Here is a 15,610-nt window from a genome sequence, read left to right as displayed (position 1 = left end):
TCTCGTGCTCGTTCTCGCGGCTGTAGGCGTGCGTGTAGAGCCACCGCTCGTCGTTCCCCGTGATCCCCACCAGGTCCGCGCCCAGCGTCTTCGCGGCATGCTTGATCTCGCGCGCCATTTCCTCGGGAGACTCCACGTCCAGCGTCTGGCCCGGGCCCTCGCGCACGCTGGTGTAAGGGTCGAGAAAGCCCTCGCGGCGGTCGTCGCCGTCCCGCAACTCCGCGAAGATGTCCGTCACGTGCCACGACGCGTTGCGCAGCGCGTAATCCCGCTGCGTGAAGCCGTCGACGGCCCGCCAGGTCAGCTTCGGCGTGCGGTACGTCTCGTAGAACATGTCCGAGCGGTGCGTGCGCACCTCCGGGTCCCAGAAGGAGCGGCAGAAGATGTCGTCCCTCTGGGAGAAGCGCTGGAAGTCCTCCCGGACGTCGAAGCCGGCTTCCGCGTCCATCAGAGATCCCTGCAGCCGTATTCGATGCCGGTCTTCACGGCTTCGACCAGCTCGTCGATGTCCGCCCGGGTGACGATGAGGGGCGGTGCGATGGTCACGGTGTTGTTCAGGCCGGGGATGCTGCGCGTGGTCCTGCCCACCAGCACGCCCTCCCGCGCGGCCCGGCCCACGACGGCCGCCATGACGTCCTCGCTCACGGGCGCCTTCGTCGCCTTGTCCTCCACCAGTTCCACGCCGGCGAACAGGCCTCGGCCGCGGACGTCGCCGACATGGTCGTGGTCGAGCAGTTCCCGCAGGCGGTCCTGCAGGTAGGCTCCCGTCGCGCGGCTGTTCTCGATCAGGTCTTCGTCCTCGATGATGCGCAGGTTCTCGAGCGCGGCCGCGAACCCGACGGTGCACCCGCCGTAGGTGCTGATGTCCCGGAAGTAGTGGAAGCGGTCGGCCGGATCGCCGAGGAACCGGTCGAACACCTCGCCGCGCACCGCCGCTGCGGAGATCGGGGCGTAGGAACTCGCCATCCCCTTGGCCATCGTCACGATGTCCGGCACGAAATCGTAGTGCTCGAACCCGAACATCGTCCCCGTGCGCCCGAACCCGCACACGACCTCGTCGATGATCAGGATGACGCCGTATTCGTCGCAGATCTCGCGGATGATTGAAAAATATTCATCCACCGGAGGAATGACCCCCCCGCCCGCGGTGATCGGCTCGAGGATCACGGCCCCCACCGTCTCCGGCCCCTCCTCCTCGATCGCGTCGCCGAGGGCGCGCGCACACTCGATGTTGCAGTCCGGATAGGTCTTGTCGAAGGGGCAGCGATAGCACATCGCGTGCGGAAACCCCGAAAACCCCTCCGGGAAGGGCCCGTAGGCCTCCTTGCGCTCCTCCTGTCCGCTGGCGGCGAGGCAGGCGATCGTCGTGCCGTGATAGTCGCGGTCCCGGTACAGGACCTTCGACTTGCCGCTCCCGTTCAGGTGGGCGATCTGGCGCACCATCTTGATCGCCTTCTCGTTCGCCTCGGAGCCGCTGTTGGCGAAGAAGATGTGATCCAGGCCCGGCAGCCACTCGGCCAGCGCGCTCGCATACTGCGCGGCCGGCACCGTGCCGACCACGCCCGCGTAGTACGGCAGCCGCGCCAACTGCTCGTAGACGATCCGCGCGATGCTCTCGCGCCCGTGGCCGACGTTCACGCACCAGACGCCGCCCGAGGTCCCGTCCAGGTACTCCTTCCCGTGGATGTCCCGGACCCGCGCCCCATGGCCCTCCACGAACACCTGCGGATCCTGCGTCTCGAAGACGCTGTGCTGGAACAGGTGGTGCCAGAGGTGCTTGCGGTCCTTCTCGATGACGTCCTGGACGTCGTAGTCCGCCAGCAACGCCTGTGTGTCGGACATCGGTTCTCCCGCTAGCTCAGGCTGAGGTGGGCGTATTTCTCCAGGTGGCGGGTGGGCATCGCGAGCGCGTCGCGGCGGAACGGCTCCGCGAGCACGTTGGCGCCGCCCTCGACGATCGCGTTGATGACGCACGGCCGGCCGCTCGCCGCCGCCTCCACCGCGTCGCGCACCACGTCCCGGACATCGCGGTAGTCCTCGACCGTGTAACCCCGCGCGCCCATCGCCTCGGCCACCTTCGCGAAGTCCGGGTTCGCGCTCAGGTCCGTGCCCACGAAGCGATGGTCGTAGAAGTCGATCTGGTTCTTCTTCTCGGCGCCCCACTCGTGGTTGTTGATGACGACGGCGATGACCGGGATCTCCTCGCGCACCGCCGTCATCACCTCGCTCATGCCGCTGATGCCCCACGCGCCGTCCCCCTGGATCGCGAACACGGGAGCCGCCGGCTTGCCGACCTTGGCGCCCAGCGCGGCGCCGTACGCGAAGCCGCAGTTCCCCCACGTGAGCGCGGCGAGGTGCTGCCGCGGGCCGTCGAAGCGCAGATACCCGTTGGTGATCGAGCAGGTGTTGCCGATGTCCGTGGTCACGAGCGCGTCCCCGGGCAGCGCGCGGGTGAACTCCCACAGGAAGCGCCGGGGGTGCATGAGGGCGTTGGTGGACGAAGACCAGTCCTCGAGTTCCTCGTCCCAGGCCCGCTTCTCCCGGGCGACGTCGGCGATACGCGCTTCGTTCCGCGTCTCGTTCCGCCCCTCGTTCCGCCCCGGGTCCGGCCGCGCCTTGCGCAACTCGCCGAGCAGTTCGACGGCATACTCCTTCACGTCCGCGACGGAGAAGAGAGCGGGGATCTTGCTCATGCCCCACTGCCGGGCGTCCCGGTCCACCTGGATGAGGGTGGCGTCTTCGGGCCAGTAGGTCATGTCGTACTGGGGCAGGAGGCCGAAGATCCCGAGCCGGGTCCCGAGCGCGAGTACCACGTCGGCCTTGGCGATCGTGCGCATGGCGGCCTTCGACCCGCAGTAGCCGATCGGCCCGCACCCCAGTTCGTGGCTCCAGGGGAAGGTGTCGTTGTGCAGGTAGGTGTTGACGACCGGCGCGCTCAGATGCTCGGCCAGCGCCGTGACCTCCGCGAGGGCGTCCCCCTGGCTGACCCCTCCTCCGGAGACGATGACCGGATAGCGGGCGCCGCTCAGGACCCGGACCGCTTCCTCGATGTCCGCCTTGGGAGGCCGGCCGGGGCCGAGGACGGGGGTCGTGAAGATCTCCTCCTCGATGTCGCCGTAGAAGTAGTCCCGGGGGATGTTGAGGTGCGTGGGGCCGAGTTCGAGCTTCGCGCGGTAGAAGCAGCGCCGGGCGAGTTCGCCCATGCGCTCCGGGCGGTTGACGCGCACCTGGAAGACGGTCTGCGCCTCGAACATCGGCATCTGGTCGAGTTCCTGGAAGCCGCCGGTGCCGATGCCGAGCGATCCCGTCTCCGGGGTGATGGCGACGACGGGGGAGTGCGCCCAGAAGGCGGCGGCGATCGCGGAGACGAAGTTGGCCGCGCCGGGGCCGTTCTGGGCGATGCAGGCCTGGGGGCGCCCCGTGACCCGCGCCAGCCCGTCGGCGGCGTGCGCGGCCGCCTGCTCGTGCGCGACCGAGATGAAGCGGATGCCCGCATCCGGGAACAGGTCGAGGGCGTCCATGAACGCCGACCCCACCAGCCCGAACACCTCCGTCACGCCCTCCGCGACCAGCGTCTCCACCAGCGCTTCGGAGGGCGTCATCGTTCTCTTCGGCAAGTCCAGCCTCCAGTCTCCGTTTGCCCCCCGCCGGGCACATCCAATCCGGAGTCGGGCACATCCAATCCGGAGAACGTAGTATAGGGCAATGGGTGTCGACGAACTCGTCAACCGCGTCATGCGGCCGGTGGCGGACGCGGTATCGGAGTTCATCTTCTTCTCCGTGCCGGTCGGCGGGGCGGAGATGCCGCTCATCGTGGCGTGGCTCATCGCCGGGGGCGCGTTCTTCACCCTGTACCTCGGCTTCATCAACGTGCGGGGCTTCCGGCACGCGCTCGACCTGGTCCGCGGCCGCTACACGGACCCCTCTCAGCCGGGCGAGGTCACGCCCTTCCAGGCGCTCGCGACCGCCGTGTCGGGGACGGTCGGGATCGGGAACATCGCGGGCGTGGCGGTGGCGATCTCGCTGGGCGGGCCCGGAGCTACGCTCTGGCTGATCATCGCCGGGCTGCTCGGCATGAGCACGAAGTTCGCCGAGTGCACGCTCGCGGTGAAGTATCGCCGCACCAACCCGGACGGCTCCGTGAGCGGCGGCCCGATGTACTACCTGCAGCACGGCCTGGCGCTGCGAAACCTGCCCCGGATCGGCCGCGGCCTGGGGATGTTCTACGCCGCCGCCATGGTCCTGGGCTGCCTCGGCATCGGCAACATGTTCCAGTCCAACCAGGCGGCCGCCATCCTGATCGAGGTGACGGGCGCCGAAGCGAGCTTCTTCCGCGACAAGGCCTGGCTGCTGGGCGTCGTCATGGCCGGCGCGGTGGCGCTGGTCACCGTCGGCGGCATCAGGAGCATCGCCCGCGTCACCTCCCGGCTCGTGCCCTTCATGGCGGTGCTCTACGTGCTGTCGGCGCTGGCCATCATCGGACTGAACGCCGACCGGCTGCCCGGCGCCATCGTCCAGATCTGGGAAGGGGCGTTCTCGGCGGACAGCATCGGCGGCGGCATGATCGGCGTGATGATCATCGGCTTCCGGCGCGCCGTGTTCTCCAACGAAGCCGGCCTCGGTTCCGCCGCCATCGCGCACTCGGCGGTGCAGACCGACGAACCGTGCACTGAGGGCTTCGTCGGCCTGCTCGAGCCGTTCATCGACACGGTCGTCATCTGCACGATGACGGCGCTCGTCATCATCACGACCGTCTACGATCCGGCGCTGGCCGACACCGGCATCACCGGCATCGAGATGACGAAGACCGCCTTCGAGAGCACCCTCTCGTGGTCGCCCGTGCCCCTCTCGGTGGCCGCGGTGCTGTTCGCCTTCTCCACCATGATTTCGTGGAGCTACTACGGCCTGAAATCGCTCACCTACCTGACGGGCGAGAACCGGATGGTCGAAGCCGGCTTCAAGCTGTTCTTCTGCGGGTTCGTGGTCCTGGGCGCCAGCCTGCAACTGGGAGCGCTGATCGATCTTTCGGACGCCGTGATCTACGTGGTCGCGATCCCCAACCTGCTCGGCCTCTACCTGCTGGCCCCCGTCCTGAAGCGCGAGATGCACTCCTACCGCGACCGCCTCGGCCGCTATTGAGCGCCGAAGAATGAGAAGAATGAGAAGAATGAGGAGAATATGACGATCGCGAATGGGGCGGCGGAGTTGAGGGTTCGGGGGTTGGGAGTCGGGTATCGGCGGGGGCGGGTGGTGCTGGGGGGGCTGTCGCTCGACATCGTGCCGGGGGAGGTGCTGGCGGTGGTGGGGCCGAACGGCTCGGGGAAGACGACGCTCTTCCGCACGCTGCTGGGGGTGCTGGCCCCGATCGAGGGCGAGGCCACGGTGGCCGGTGCGGGGCCGGGGGACTACCGGCGGCGGCACGGGATCGGCTACCTGGCGGAAGACACGGTGCTCCCGCCGGGGTGGACGTGCGACGGGCTGCTCGCGCTGGCGGCGGCCGCGGCCGGTGCGGAGGCCGACATCGAGCGGGCGTGCCGGCTGGCCGGGGTGGACTACGACACCGACGGACCCGCCGACGCGCTCTCGAAGGGGATGCGGCGCCGGCTGGCCCTCGCCATGGCCCTGATGCGGCCGACAGGACTGCTCTTCCTCGACGAGCCCGAGTCGGGACTGGACCCCGGGCAGCGCATCCGCCTCCGCCGGCGGATCGAGGAGATCCGCGGCCAGTCCACGATCCTCGTCGCGAGCCATGACCTCGGCGAGCTGGCGATGATGAGCGACCGCGTCCTCCTGATCGACCGGAAACGCGGCCGCATCGTGCTGCCGCCGGAAGGCGGGTTCACGCGCGAGTTCCTCGAGACGGAGTTCGTCGGACTGGAAGGGGCGGTGTCATGAACGGGACCATGAACATCATCAAGGCCTCCATGCTGAACGCGTTGCGCCGCAGGTGGAAGCTCGCGCTGGTCGTGTTCCTGTTCGGCGTCGGCCTCGTCATCTTCACGCACGCCTACGACATGACGGCCCTGGAAAACGTGCGGATCAGCGGGACGCCGGTCGGAGCCGACGGCGGCGAGCCAACCCCCGAGGAGGTCGAAGCCATGGCGCGCCGGGCGGGCATGTTCGTCCTCTTCGCTCTGTTGATGAGCGCCTTCGCCTTCGGCACGATGCTCCTCGCCTTCCTGATGCCGGGTGGGATGGTCGCGAACGAGCGACGGAGCGGCGCGATCATGCTGTGGGCACAGCATCCGATGCCGCTGCGGTCCTTCTACCTGCGGCGATATGCCGGCGTACAGATCGCCACCGTCGCCGCCCTCGCGATCTTCGGTCTGACCTGGGCGGTCGTCGTCCCCCCTGGGACCGGAACCGCCCTGGGATTGGGAGAGTTGGTGAGCCTGTGCCTCACCGGCGTGGTTGCATGCGCGATCAGCTTCGCGATCACCGCGCTCGGCGTCCGCCGCGCCGCACTCATCGGGGTCCTGTACTTCATGCTCTCGGGGACTCTGGCGGGGGTGCAGCTGACCAGCTTCGAGATGGGCAGGAATCCAGAGACCTGGTCGGCGGCGGAGACGGTCGGGGCCGTACTGCCGTTCCTCATCTTTCCCAGTGGAGTCATCGACGATTTCGTCGCGGGGTTCGGGTCCGCCGCGGCGTGGGACTGGGGGGCGACGGGGCTGGTCCTCTATCACCTCGCGCTGTGGACCGGCATCGCGTGGATCGGGCTGCTCAGGATCGAGAAGCGGCCGCTGAAGCTGTGACGGCTACTGCTGGAGGCGGAGGACGAAGAGGCCCTCGTCCCAGCTCGACGCGACGAAGATGCCGCTCTCGAACCAGGGGTACGTAGACCAGGAGCCGTCGAAGTTCGTGTCGTTGTGCGCGGGTACGGTGTCGAAGTACCCGGCCTCGCGCGGGTTCGCGGGGTCGGAGATGTCGAGGATGCGCACGCCGAACGCGTAGTTGGAGTAGTAGATCCGGTTCTCGTGGACGTACAGGTTGTGGTCGATCGCCTCGGTCGGACCCAGGTGCTCCTTGGCCAGGACGGGATCGTCGAGGTCCGTGAGATCCCACACGAGGAGGCGCGACCGCGATACGCGGTTGTTCCACTCGTCCTGCTCGTCGTTCTGATAGAAGAACCGGTGGTCTTCGCTCAGCCACCCCTGGTGGATGTACTCGCGGTCGGCGTAGGTGGCGGTCGACAGCGTGACCGGGTTCGCCTTGTCCGTCACGTCGGACACGACGATCACGGTCTCGTTCGAACCGATGCAGATCTCGCTGCCCGCGTGCTCCGCGTCCGGCCCCCGGTACACGACGCACTGGACGTCGTGGGTATAGCCGGTGCCTCGGAATCCCGTCCCCTCCGGGGCATGGCAGCCCGCGAAGCTCGGGTTCTTCGGGTCCGAGAGGTCGATCATGTGCAGGCCGCCCCCGCAGGTCTCGGCGCCGGAGTTGCTGCCGACGGCGTAGGCGAAGCCGGTCTCCTCGTTGATCGCGATGTTGTGGACCGCGCTCACCTCCCGGTAGCGCGCGTCGGCGCCGAGTTCCGTGAACTCCGTGAGTCCGCGAACCCGGGTCAGGTCGAGCACCTGGACGCCGTGTCCGGTGATCTCGGCCACGACGTACGCGTGGTCCTCGTACACCTTCATGTCGCGCCACACGCTCTCCGACGTCGCGGAGGCCATGAAGGCGATGGGACGCGGTTCGGTCGGGGTCGAGAGATCGACGATCGCGAGCCCGTCGTGGCGGCCGACCAGCGCGTACTCCACGCCCGTCTGCGGGTCGGTCCAGCCCCAGATGTCGTTCACGGCCCAATCGGACTCCGGTCCCGCGGGCGTCCGCCCCGGGCTCAGGTGGCGGACGGGTATGTTCGCCGCGAGATCTACGCGGTCGCACGGGAACCCGCCGGCCGAGCCCCCGGCGCAGGGGACGATCTGCGCCACGATGGGAATCGGCGGCGGCGGGGGCGGCGGCTCGGGCGGCTCCGGATCGGTCGGACCGGTCGGGGAATCCCCGCACGCGACCGTCGCGACCGCGAGGGCGATAGGCGCCAGGACCGGCAGCGCGGCCCGGAGGAACGGGGGGAGTGGCCGGCGGCTCATGCGACGGGTCAGCGCGTCAGCAGGAGGCGCGGGCCCAGGAGTCTGGCCGGGTCCGCGTCCGGCTTCGGGGTGAACTTGTTGATCCAGCCGCCGCTGTAGGAGGCGATGTACAGGTTGCCGTCCGCATCCATGTCCATCTGGTGCGGGAGCGAGAGGCCGCCGGGCCAGGTCCCCCGCCCGATGGCGCCGGCCGCTCCGTAGGCGCCCCAGTAGTCCTGCAGGACGCCGTCCCGGTCGTACTTCAGGATGCGGTTCAGGCTCGCGTCCAGCACCCACACGGCGCCGTTCTCGTCGAGCCAGATGTTCACGGGATCGAAGATGTTCGGCCATTCCTCGATGAACTCGCCGTCGTGCGTGAACAGCTGGAGGCGCTCGTTTTGGCGGTCCCCGACGTAGACGCGCTCCTCGTCCACCGCGAGGCCGTGCAGGAGATCGAACTCTCCGGGTCCGGTGCCGAGGGCGCCCCACTGCATGATGAACTCTCCGTCTTCCGAATACTTGATGATCCGTGAGTTCCAGTACCCGTCGGCGAGCAGGAAGCTCCCGTCGGGGAGGAACGCGAGCTTGGACGGCCAGCCGTAGGTGTAGGGTCCCCAGTCGTCCCGGGCGCGGGCGGCTTCGCGCGTCTTCGGGTGATCGCGTTCGCCGAGGCGCATGGCGATCTCGCTGCCGTCGTTCGTGAACTTGACGACCTGCATGTGCCCTTCGCCGCCGCCGCTGTCGATGACCCACACGTGCCGGTCGGGGTCGTAGGGGCTGATGTACACCTGGTGCGGGAGGGTGAAGATCGAGTCCCACTGCGCCCACTGTTCCACGATCTCGCCGTTCCCGTTCGCGACGACGATGTAGTTCGTGCGGCGGAGGCGCCCCTCGCGGGGGACGGACCGGTCGGCGGGCCAGTCGCCGCGCGTGACGACGATGATGCGGTCCTCGTGGTCCACGGCGACGCCGGCCACCTGTCCCCAGCCCCACACGTCGTCGTGGTCGGGCGCGCCCTTCCACCAGCCGGCGACGGGATCGTAGGGGCCGGTGCGGTCGTCGCCCCCCTTCACGACAGCGCCGTTCATGGTCGCCGCGGCCGCGCCTTCTCCGCTCTCGCAGCCCGCGAAGGCCAGGGCGGCGGCGAGCGCGAGGGTGGGGTGAAGCGGCTTCATCGTTTCCCCTCCTGGCTTGTGGCGGCGGGGGCCCAGGGGTCGTCGATGCCGGCGCCGGGGCACGAGTCGCCCGTGTCGAGAAAGTGTGTGTGGAGGCACTCGAGCGTCGCGCCGAGACTCGTGAGCAGGTCGACCGTCTCCGGGAACGGGACGCGGGTGAAGAACCCGGCGCGGCCGCCGCGCGCCATGTCCGCCGTGGACTGCCCGAGGCGGGTGATCGCGGTGACGTCCCCGCCCTGCGAGACGAGGTATTCGATCAGTTCGTTGTCGCCGCGCGAGGCGGCGTAGTGCATCGGCGTGTAGAGCCACGAGTCGCGCTGGTCGACGTCCGCGCCGAGTTCCTCGATCAGGTACTTCACGGCGGGGATGAACTGGTCGGGCCGGTTGCGGACGCTGAAGGCGCCGAGACCGAGGTACCCGCCGCCCGCCGCGGCGTGGATCGGCCACGCGTTGGGCGCGCCCTCGGGGATCCAGGGCAGGGCCGAGTCCTCTTGCTGGCGGCCGTCCTGCTGCCGGCGCTCGCGCATCCCGACTTCGGGCCAGCGCGTGGGGATGTTCGGGTCCGCGCCGTGCGCGACGAGGAGCTTCATCGCCTCGATGTCCTGGGCGAAGGCCGCGCGCCAGAAGGGCGTCGCCCCCGTGAGGTCGATCCCCATCTTCGTGAGGCCGTACTCCCAGTACCACAGGTGCGTGTTCAGGCGCGGGTTGGGATCCGCTCCGGCGTCGAGCAGCGCGCGGAGCACGTCCATGTGCCCGGCGTCCTGCAGGTCCTGCGCGCGCGGCTGCGGGTAGTTGGACTTCGGCGCCCACTGGGTCTGGAGGACGGCGAAGAGGGGCGTGGCCCCGTCGGTCGAGGCGGCGAGGTCGGGGTCGGCCCCGCGTTCGATGAGGGCGAGCGCGAGGTCGAACTGGCCGTTGAGGGCCGCCATGAGGAGCGGGGTCGTGGCGTCGGCGCTCGCCTGGTCGATGTTCGCGCCCCCGTCGAGAAGGGCCGTGGCCGCTTCGATGTGGCCCTCGCGGGCCGCGTGCAGGAGCGCGGTCATGCCGCCGGTCCGGCCGACGAGCACCTCGCGGTACGGCGGACGGATGAGGTCGGGGCCGCCCGGATAGTCGGGCCCCGTGCGGCCCAGCGAATGAGCGCTGACCTCGCCGACGTCGAAGCCAGAGCGGAGGAACTCGCGCTGGGCGCGGATCGCCGCCTGCACGTGGGCCGGGGTCGGCTCGCCCGGCCACTCGGCTTCGGAGTCCACCTCGGGCCCGTACGGGCCGAGCGTCTCCCGGGGCGCGCCGATCATGTCCCGCATGCGGCGGTTGGCCTCGCGGTCCAGCGCCAGACTGGGCAGGACGTCGACCACGGCGGTCGGGGTGCCGGGGTCGGCGCCGGCCTCGAGCAGCGCGGCCGCGGCGGCCGGACGGTTCGCGGCGGCGGCGAACATCAGGGGGGTCTGCCCCGCCGAGCCCTCCCGGGCGTTCGGATCGGCGCCGTGGTCGAGCAGCGCGGCCACGGCCGACCGGCCGTCCACGGCGGCGGCGGCGGCGAGGTGCAGCGCGGTCACGCCGCTGTTCGTCGTCGCGGCGTTCGGGTCGGCACCGGCCTCGAGGAGGAGCGCGACGACGGGCCCATGCCCTCCGCGGGCGGCCAGGTGGAGCGGCGCATAGCGGCCGATCCGCGTCCCGGCGTCGACCGCCGCGCCCGCATCGATCAGCACCCGGGCCACCGCCGCGTGGCCGCGTTCGGCGGCAAAGTGCAGCGCGGTCATCCCGTCGCCCCGCGCGGCGTTCACGTCCGCGCCGTCCGCGCCGTCCGCCACGAGCGCGCGCACGACCTCGACCGCCCCGTCGCGCGCCGCTTCGAGCAGCCGGTCCGAGGAGGAGGACGCGGAAGAGGAGGAGGAGGACGCCTCCTCCTGCGCGGCCGCCCCCGCCGGGAGGAGGGCCGAAATCAGGAGCGCTACCGCAAAGGGGGCCGCACTCCAGGACCCGCGGCGGCGCAGGCGCCGGGTCATTCCGCTCATCACGCTCATCGCGCGCCGCTCCCGCGGGAGGCCGCCCCGGAGGCCGCCTCGCCTGTGAATTCCAGCGGGAACGCGCCGTCGCTGTCGCCGAAGGAGGGCATCTCGGGGTGGCCGATCTTGCGCATGAGGCTCACGAACGCGTTCGCCATCGGCGTCCCGTCGGGGGCGCGCAGGTGGACGCCGCCGTCGAGCGCGCCGTTCGCGCCGCCCATGAGCAGCAGCGGCGCGCGCCGGTGGTTGTGCAGGTTCCCGTCCGCCATCGGCGATCCCCACACGATCGCCGTCTTGTCGAGCAGCGACGCCTCGCCCTCCATCGTGTCGCGCATTTTTTTCAGGAAATAGGCGACCTGCCCCAGCCGGTACGTGTTGATCCGGTTGAAATCCATGATGTCCTCGGGGACGTTCCCGTGGTGCGAGGCCCCGTGCACGGACTTCGTCGTTCCGCTCTCCGGGAAGGTCCGGTTGGACTGGTCGAAGCCCGTCTTGAAGGTGATGATGCGCGTGAGGTCGGTCTGCAGCGCGAGCAGTTGCAGGTCGAACATGAGCTGCATGTGCTCCTCGAAGGAGTCCGGCACCCCGGAGGGCGCCTCCGGCATCTCCCGCTCCTCGCCGCTCGCGTTGCGCGCCTCGACGAGCTGGATCCGCCGCTCGATCTCGCGGATGTGCTCGACGTATTCGTCCAGCGCGACCCGGTCCGCCGCGCCCAGCGTCCTGCGGAGCCGGGCGACCTCGGTCGCGATCCAGTCGATCATGCTGCGGTCCGTGCGCCGCCGCGCCGCCCGGTCCTCCGCCGAGTCCCCGGCGCCGAACAGCCGCTCGAACACCACGCGCGGCTCCCGGATCGCCGGCAACGGCTGGTTCGGCGACGCCCACGCCAGCGACGTCGTGTACGCGCAGTGGTAGTTGTAGGCGCAGCCCCCGCCGCGGTCGATCCCCTCGATGCAGAGTTCGAGCGAGGGGAGCACCGTCTCCCGCCCGAAGCGCTGCGCGTGCAACTGGTCGAGCGAGGTGCCGAGGAAGATGTCCGACCCCTGCGTCTGCTTCGGATGCGCCTGGGTGAGGAACACCGCCGTCGAACGGTCGTGGTCGCCGCCGATCTCCTCCGCCCGGAACGCCTCCGCCGACCGGCAGTCCGTGTTGCTCACGATCGTCATGTGCTCGCGGAACGCCTCCAGCGGCCGGAGCTGGCTGTCCGCCACCAGTTCGAAGTCGCGCCCCGTCATCGCCGGCGCGAACAGGTGGCGTTCGTCGCCCCAGTCGCTCGAGCCCGCCACCCCCATCGACTCCTCGATGCAGACGAGGCGCGTGAACTCCGCCGCCTTCATCGGGTCGGCCCACAGCCGCCCCGCGGGAACCATCGCGTCGAGCAGGGGCAGCGCGACGCTGGCGCCGGCCCCCCGCAGGAAGGTGCGGCGCGAGAGGTGCGTCCCTGTGATGAAGTTCATGATCCCTCCACTTCTTCCACGGCGGGCGCGGGACGCGCCAGCCGGAAGGCATCGCTGTTCACGACGCCGAGGATGAACGAGGACATGCGGTAGCCGTCGGCTTCCGCCTCGCGCGCGATGGCCCGGATCCCCGGCTGGTCGAAGTACTCCGCGCGGCGCCCGACCGCGTACGCGAGCAGGTGCGCCGTGAAGTTCCGGACCAGCGGGATGGGCCGCTTCATGAGGAGGTCGACGAGTTCCGCCGGCGTGCTCACATCGGACCCGTCGTAGAACGTCCCCCGCGTGTCGAGCGCGACCCCGTTCTCGCGCACCCGCACCCGCCCCGTCACGTCGTAGTTGTCGAGCGCGAGCCCGATCGGGTCCATGAACCGGTGGCAGGCGCGGCACGTCGGGCTGGCCGCGTGCATCTCCAGGCGCTCGCGCGTCGTCAGCAGCCGCCCGCCCCGGGCCGATTCCGTCTCGTCGAAGGCGGGGATGTCCGGCGGCGGGGGCGGCGGCGGCGTGCCCATGAGCACCTCCATCACCCACTTCCCGCGCAGCACCGGCGACGTGCGGGCGGACATCGACGTGAGCAGCAGCACGCTCCCGTGCCCCAGCACCCCGCGCCGGCTGTCGTCCGGATAGCTCACCCGCCGGAACCCGGGTCCCGAGACCCCCTCAATCCCGTAGTGCCCGGCGAGGCGCTCGTTCAGGAAGGTGTAGTCCGCCGTGAACAGCTCGAGCAGGCTCCGGTCCTCGCGCACGAGGTGGTCGAAGAAGAGTTGCGTCTCCCGGACCAGGTCCTCGCGAAGCTGGCCGGTGAAGTCCGGATACAGGTAGGGCTCCGGCTGGTTGTCCTCCGCGTCCTGGAGCCTGAGCCACTGCGAGGCGAAGCGCGTCGAGAGCGCTTCCGCGCGCGGGTCCGCCAGCATCCGGCGCACCTGCGCCTCGAGGACCGCCGGATCCGACAGCCGTCCCTCGGCCGCCACCGTCAGCAGTTCGTCATCCGGGCTCGCCGCCCACAGGAAGAAGGAGAGACGCGACGCGAGGTCCACGTCCGCGATCCGGTAGCTCTCGCCGGGCGCGGCCTCGGGCGGCGCCTGCTCGAGACGGAAGATGAAGGACGGGTTGGCGAGGATCGCCTGCAGCGCCGTCCGGACCCCGATCTCGAACCCGTCGGACCCGTCCTCGGCCGCCTCGGCCGCCGCGTCATCGTAGAAGGCCATCGGCCCCGCGAGATCGGCCTCCGTCACCGGCCGCCGGTACGCCGCCCGCGCGAGCCGCGTCACGATCGACGCCGCGCACGCCCGAGCCTCCCCGGCCGCCTCGCCAACCGCCTCGCCCACCGCCGCGTCCCGTCCCGGATGGCAGTCGAACACCTTGCGGCGGCTCGCCGTCTCGGACAGCCCCGCACTGCGCCGGGGACCCGTGATCATCAGGTCGCTCAGGTGGGGGAGCGCCGTGATCCCGTAGTTCGCCCACGCCTGGGAGTCCTCGCCCCCGACGAAGGACCAGCCCGGCGTCTTCAGGCGGTCCTCGTACGGCCCCTCGATCGTGCGCACGAACGCCGCCGCGACCTCGCGCTGGCCCGCCTGCACGTAGATGGGCTCCGTGCGGATCGGCACCGTCGAGCGCCCGCCGTGCTCGAGACCGAGCAGGGCGACCCCTTCCCCGTCGATCGAGATGTCGACGTCCTGGAAGCCCGTCCCCTGCCCGAACAGTGTCTCGAGCGAGATCACGTACTCCCCGTCCACCGGGAAGTCGTGCGTCACGACCATCCCGCCGCGCGTCCCGTACGGCGCGCCCTCGATGCGGTCCCAGGCGTGCTGCGAGACATCGATCGGGTTCGTGTACTTGGCGGTCTTCGAGAGGGCGGCCGGGTTGCCGACCGCGATCCGGCTCACCTCCGTGGCGGCCCTCAGGTAGGCCTCGAGCAGCGTGGTCGAGAGGCCCTGCGCGTCCGCCATGTTGTCGAAGGCGCCGAGGTACGTGTCCGCCGGCAGCCAGCGGCTGGCGTCGATCTCGAGGTCGAGGAGATCGCGGATCACGCGCTCGTACTCGGCCCGGTTCAGCCGCTGGAAGCGCCGCGAGCCGGGGTTCCGGTCGCGGGCGGCCTCGCGGTCGACGACCGTCTCCAGCGTTTCGACGAGGGCGAGGAGCGTGTCCGGCGGCGGCCGGCGCTGGCCCGGAGGCGGCATCATCCCGGCGCGGAGCTTCCGGATCATCTTCTCCGCCGTGGGCGCCCGCTCGTGCGCCGCGTCCACGTCGAACGCCTCCAGCGTGAGGTTCCCGCGCAGCAGGCGCCCGTTGTGGCAGCGGACGCAGTAGCGCTGGACCACCGCGGTCAGCTCCGCCGTGTCGGCGAGAGCGGCGAGGTCAAACTCCGAGAGGGGGGCGGAGCCGGACGCACCGTCCCCCGAGGGCTGCCCCATGAGGGCGAACCACAACCACAGAACCGCACCCGCGCTCAATGTCTTCACGCGCCCGTCCTTCGGCACCGACGGATGACGCTGCCTCGCAACCGCTCAAGTTAGGAAACGGCATCTCGCCAGGCCACGCCCCGCCCCTCTGAACGCCCGGTTTCGAGCGCCGTCGCGCACCCCCTACCCCCAAAACTGGGGGGGCAGCACCCCCCAAAATTGGGGGGGTCTCTGTCAGTTTAAGCAGTTGTCGCGCAACGGTTTAGAGCATGTTAACGTTGTGCGGGAGAGGTCCTTTGACTGTCGAACGGGGGATCCGGGGGTGCGGTAGTGATCGAGTACGCCGTGAGAGCGACGTCCGTTGGCTGGCGTGCGGCGCGCGGATTCGGTGCGCGGATGAGCCCGGCGGGGCTTGCGACCCTGCTTAGGGGGCTTGCGACCCTGCTTAGATTGAGCAGGCAGGCAGGCAGGCAGGCAGGCAGGCAGGCAGGCAGGCAGGCAGGC

General features: G+C 70.2%; 10 protein-coding genes and 1 pseudogene. 3 read left to right on the top strand and 8 right to left on the bottom strand.

What is annotated here, in order from left to right:
- The 3 genes and pseudogenes from RN743_RS02375 to xsc form a co-directional block, all read right to left on the bottom strand.
- Nucleotides 1–448, bottom strand: a pseudogene (locus RN743_RS02375) (reductive dehalogenase); the annotation flags it as partial.
- The gene (locus RN743_RS02370) at nucleotides 448–1,842 is read right to left on the bottom strand and encodes an aminotransferase class III-fold pyridoxal phosphate-dependent enzyme (RefSeq protein ID WP_310775866.1); all 1,395 of its coding nucleotides are present in this window, start codon (nucleotides 1,840–1,842) and stop codon (nucleotides 448–450) included. The gene RN743_RS02370 and the pseudogene RN743_RS02375, both read right to left, overlap by 1 nt.
- Before the next feature lie 11 nt (nucleotides 1,843–1,853).
- A complete protein-coding gene (xsc, locus tag RN743_RS02365) occupies nucleotides 1,854–3,617 on the bottom strand; it encodes a sulfoacetaldehyde acetyltransferase (protein ID WP_310775864.1) in 1,764 nt (587 codons plus the stop codon).
- An 88-nt stretch (nucleotides 3,618–3,705) separates the two neighbouring features.
- Here xsc and RN743_RS02360 point away from each other — a divergent pair, with 88 nt between their 5' ends.
- The 3 genes from RN743_RS02360 to RN743_RS02350 are packed head-to-tail and all read left to right on the top strand — an operon-like array spanning nucleotide 3,706 to nucleotide 6,755.
- Nucleotides 3,706–5,139, top strand: coding sequence for an alanine/glycine:cation symporter family protein (locus RN743_RS02360; RefSeq protein ID WP_310775863.1), 1,434 nt, complete (start codon nucleotides 3,706–3,708; stop codon nucleotides 5,137–5,139).
- Between the two features lie 39 nt (nucleotides 5,140–5,178).
- A complete protein-coding gene (locus tag RN743_RS02355; protein ID WP_310775861.1) occupies nucleotides 5,179–5,895 on the top strand; it encodes an ABC transporter ATP-binding protein in 717 nt (238 codons plus the stop codon).
- The gene (locus RN743_RS02350) at nucleotides 5,892–6,755 is read left to right on the top strand and encodes a hypothetical protein (RefSeq protein WP_310775859.1); all 864 of its coding nucleotides are present in this window, start codon (nucleotides 5,892–5,894) and stop codon (nucleotides 6,753–6,755) included. Before RN743_RS02355 ends, RN743_RS02350 begins: the two co-directional genes overlap by 4 nt.
- Nucleotides 6,756–6,758: 3 nt before the next feature.
- On the opposite strand, the gene RN743_RS02345 is transcribed toward RN743_RS02350, so the two are convergent.
- The 5 genes from RN743_RS02345 to RN743_RS02325 are packed head-to-tail and all read right to left on the bottom strand — an operon-like array spanning nucleotide 6,759 to nucleotide 15,166.
- On the bottom strand, nucleotides 6,759–8,093 hold the full coding sequence (locus RN743_RS02345) for a choice-of-anchor B family protein (RefSeq protein WP_310775857.1): 1,335 nt from the start codon (nucleotides 8,091–8,093) through the stop codon (nucleotides 6,759–6,761).
- 8 nt (nucleotides 8,094–8,101) lie between these two features.
- Nucleotides 8,102–9,247, bottom strand: coding sequence for a 6-bladed beta-propeller (locus tag RN743_RS02340; protein WP_310775855.1), 1,146 nt, complete (start codon nucleotides 9,245–9,247; stop codon nucleotides 8,102–8,104).
- Nucleotides 9,244–11,262: an ankyrin repeat domain-containing protein gene (locus RN743_RS02335; protein ID WP_310775853.1), complete on the bottom strand. Its 2,019-nt coding sequence runs from the start codon at nucleotides 11,260–11,262 to the stop codon at nucleotides 9,244–9,246. Before RN743_RS02335 ends, RN743_RS02340 begins: the two co-directional genes overlap by 4 nt.
- A 5-nt stretch (nucleotides 11,263–11,267) precedes the next feature.
- Nucleotides 11,268–12,707: a DUF1552 domain-containing protein gene (locus tag RN743_RS02330; RefSeq protein ID WP_310775851.1), complete on the bottom strand. Its 1,440-nt coding sequence runs from the start codon at nucleotides 12,705–12,707 to the stop codon at nucleotides 11,268–11,270.
- A complete protein-coding gene (locus RN743_RS02325) occupies nucleotides 12,704–15,166 on the bottom strand; it encodes a DUF1592 domain-containing protein (RefSeq protein ID WP_310775849.1) in 2,463 nt (820 codons plus the stop codon). The genes RN743_RS02330 and RN743_RS02325 overlap by 4 nt, the downstream gene beginning before the upstream one ends.
- Between the last annotated feature and the right edge of the window lie 444 nt (nucleotides 15,167–15,610).

It is taken from the genome of Candidatus Palauibacter scopulicola (assembly GCF_947581915.1).
In the GTDB taxonomy this organism is placed as follows: Bacteria; Gemmatimonadota; Gemmatimonadetes; order Palauibacterales; family Palauibacteraceae; genus Palauibacter; species Palauibacter scopulicola.
Note: the sequence above shows the minus strand (reverse complement) of the source record. Positions and strands in the feature narration are given on the sequence as shown.